This window comes from Pseudomonas sp. NPDC089407, from assembly GCF_044900445.1.
Taxonomy (GTDB): Bacteria; Pseudomonadota; Gammaproteobacteria; order Pseudomonadales; family Pseudomonadaceae; genus Aquipseudomonas.
Genome location: NZ_JBJDNB010000066.1, coordinates 393 through 2,799, shown reverse-complemented (window position 1 = coordinate 2,799; position 2,407 = coordinate 393). Strand labels below are relative to the sequence as shown.

4 protein-coding genes and 2 pseudogenes are annotated in these 2,407 nt (G+C 56.4%); all 6 read right to left on the bottom strand.

Annotation, left to right across the window (positions count from 1 at the left end):
• A partial coding sequence (gene rplB / locus ACI2KG_RS28865) for a 50S ribosomal protein L2 (protein WP_404664230.1) occupies positions 1-570 on the bottom strand: 570 nt, incomplete at its 3' end.
• A 14-nt stretch (positions 571-584) separates the two neighbouring features.
• Positions 585-884: a 50S ribosomal protein L23 gene (gene rplW / locus ACI2KG_RS28860; protein WP_003255484.1), complete on the bottom strand. Its 300-nt coding sequence runs from the start codon at positions 882-884 to the stop codon at positions 585-587.
• Positions 881-1,483 carry a 50S ribosomal protein L4 gene (rplD, locus tag ACI2KG_RS28855; protein ID WP_003255485.1) on the bottom strand — a complete coding sequence of 201 codons (603 nt, stop codon included), beginning with the start codon at positions 1,481-1,483 and terminating at the stop codon, positions 881-883. Before rplD ends, rplW begins: the two co-directional genes overlap by 4 nt.
• Before the next feature lie 12 nt (positions 1,484-1,495).
• Positions 1,496-2,131, bottom strand: a complete 636-nt coding sequence (gene rplC, locus ACI2KG_RS28850; protein WP_003255486.1) for a 50S ribosomal protein L3 — start codon at positions 2,129-2,131, stop codon at positions 1,496-1,498.
• 80 nt (positions 2,132-2,211) lie between these two features.
• A pseudogene (locus ACI2KG_RS28845) lies at positions 2,212-2,337 on the bottom strand (30S ribosomal protein S10); the annotation flags it as partial.
• Positions 2,315-2,407 (bottom strand): annotated as a pseudogene (locus ACI2KG_RS28840) (sodium:proton antiporter); the annotation flags it as partial. The pseudogenes ACI2KG_RS28845 and ACI2KG_RS28840, both read right to left, overlap by 23 nt.

The following is a 2,407-nucleotide window of genomic DNA, read 5'->3' as shown; positions in this document are numbered from 1 at the left end:
ACGGCACTCAGCCAGTACTTTACGCATTTCACCGGAACGCAGACGCAGAGTCACGTATACGCCGTCACGAGCGATCAGCTGAGCCGAAGCACCAGCGGAACGAGCGATCTGAGCACCTTTACCCGGCTTCAGTTCGACGCCGTGAATGGTGCTACCTACTGGGATGTTGCGCAGCTGCAGGGAGTTACCGGCCTTGATTGGGGCCAGGGCACCTGCGATCAGCTGGTCGCCAGCGCTCACGCCTTTAGGGGCGATGATGTAGCGACGCTCACCGTCTGCGTAGCACAGCAGGGCGATGTGAGCAGTACGGTTTGGATCGTATTCGATACGCTCGACAGTGGCTGGGATGCCATCTTTGTCGTTGCGACGGAAGTCGACCAGACGGTAATGCTGCTTATGACCACCACCAACGTGACGAGTGGTAATGCGGCCATTGTTGTTACGACCACCAGACTTCGATTTCTTCTCGAGCAGCGGTGCGTGAGGAGCGCCTTTGTGCAGCTCCTTGTTGACCACCTTGACCACGAAACGGCGGCCAGGGGAAGTCGGTTTGCATTTAACGATTGCCATGATGCACCCCTTCCTTACTCAGCACTGCTGCTGAAATCGAGATCTTGGCCTGGCTGAAGGGAGACGATCGCCTTCTTCCAGTCATTACGCTTGCCCAGACCACGTGCGGTACGCTTGGTTTTACCCAGAACGTTAACAGTCGACACGTTTTCAACTTTTACGTTGAACAGGCCTTCGACAGCTTTCTTGATTTCCAGCTTGGTTGCATCGGTAGCAACCTTGAATACGAACTGGCCTTTCTTCTCAGCCAGAACGGTAGCCTTCTCGGAAACGTGCGGGCCAAGGAGGACTTTGAATACGCGTTCCTGGTTCATCCCAGCAGCTCCTCGAATTTCTTCACGGCCGAGACAGTGATCAACACTTTCTCGTATGCGATCAGACTGACCGGGTCGGAACCCTGTACGTCACGTACGTCGACGTGCGGCAGGTTACGAGCAGCCAGGTACAGGTTCTGATCAACAGCGTCGGAAACGATCAATACATCGCTCAGACCCATGCCGTTCAGCTTGTTCAGCAGATCTTTGGTTTTCGGTGCTTCAACAGCGAAGTCCTGAACCACGACCAGACGGTCGCTACGCACCAGCTCAGCGAGGATGGAGCGCAGTGCTGCGCGGTACATCTTCTTGTTGAGCTTCTGCGAGTGATCTTGAGGGCGAGCTGCGAAGGTTACACCACCGCCACGCCAGATCGGACCACGAGTGGTACCAGCACGAGCACGGCCAGTACCCTTCTGACGCCATGGGCGCTTACCGCCACCAGCCACGTCGGAACGGGTCTTCTGCTGCTTGGTGCCCTGACGGCCGCCGGCCATGTAGGCCACGACTGCTTGGTGAACCAGCGTCTCGTTGAATTCGCCACCGAAAGTCAGTTCGGAAACTTCGATCGCCTGAGCGTCATTTACATTAAGTTGCATGTCAGTTTCCCCTTAACCGCGAGCCTTGACAGCTGGACGTACAACCACGTCGCCACCAGTAGCGCCAGGTACGGCACCCTTGATCAGCAGCAGGTTGCGTTCAGCGTCTACGCGAACTACTTCCAGGGACTGAACAGTCACGCGCTCGGCGCCCATGTGACCGGACATTTTCTTGCCCTTGAACACACGACCAGGAGTCTGGCACTGGCCGATGGAACCAGGCACACGGTGCGACACGGAGTTACCGTGGGTGTTGTCCTGACCACGGAAGTTCCAGCGCTTGATGGTACCGGCGAAGCCTTTACCTTTGGACTGACCAGTAACGTCAACCAGCTGGCCTGCAGTGAAGAGTTCAGCTTTGATCAGATCGCCAGCCTGGAAATCGCCTTCTTCAAGACGGAACTCCCAAACACCGCGACCAGCGGCAACGTTAGCCTTGGCGAAGTGGCCTGCCTGAGCGGCAGTCACACGCGAAGCACGACGCTCGCCGACAGTGACTTGCACTGCACGGTAGCCATCGGTTTCTTCAGTTTTGAACTGGGTGACGCGATTCGGCTCGATCTCAATGACCGTGACCGGAATGGAGACACCTTCTTCGGTGAAAATGCGGGTCATACCGCACTTGCGACCGATTACACCAATAGTCATGTTGTAAACCTCATGAGTGTACGGGGCTTTCACCCGCTATGGCCGCCCATTTCAGAGCGTTACACGACTAGACCGAAGTCTTAGCCGAGGCTGATCTGTACTTCCACACCTGCCGCCAGATCAAGCTTCATCAGCGCGTCAACGGTTTTATCCGTTGGCTGGACGATGTCCAGAACACGCTTATGAGTGCGAATCTCGTACTGGGGCAAGCCCGTACACCGCCGCATCGGCAAAATTGTCCAGGGATTCTCCAATCAGGCCGGTGGACCGGGCGAT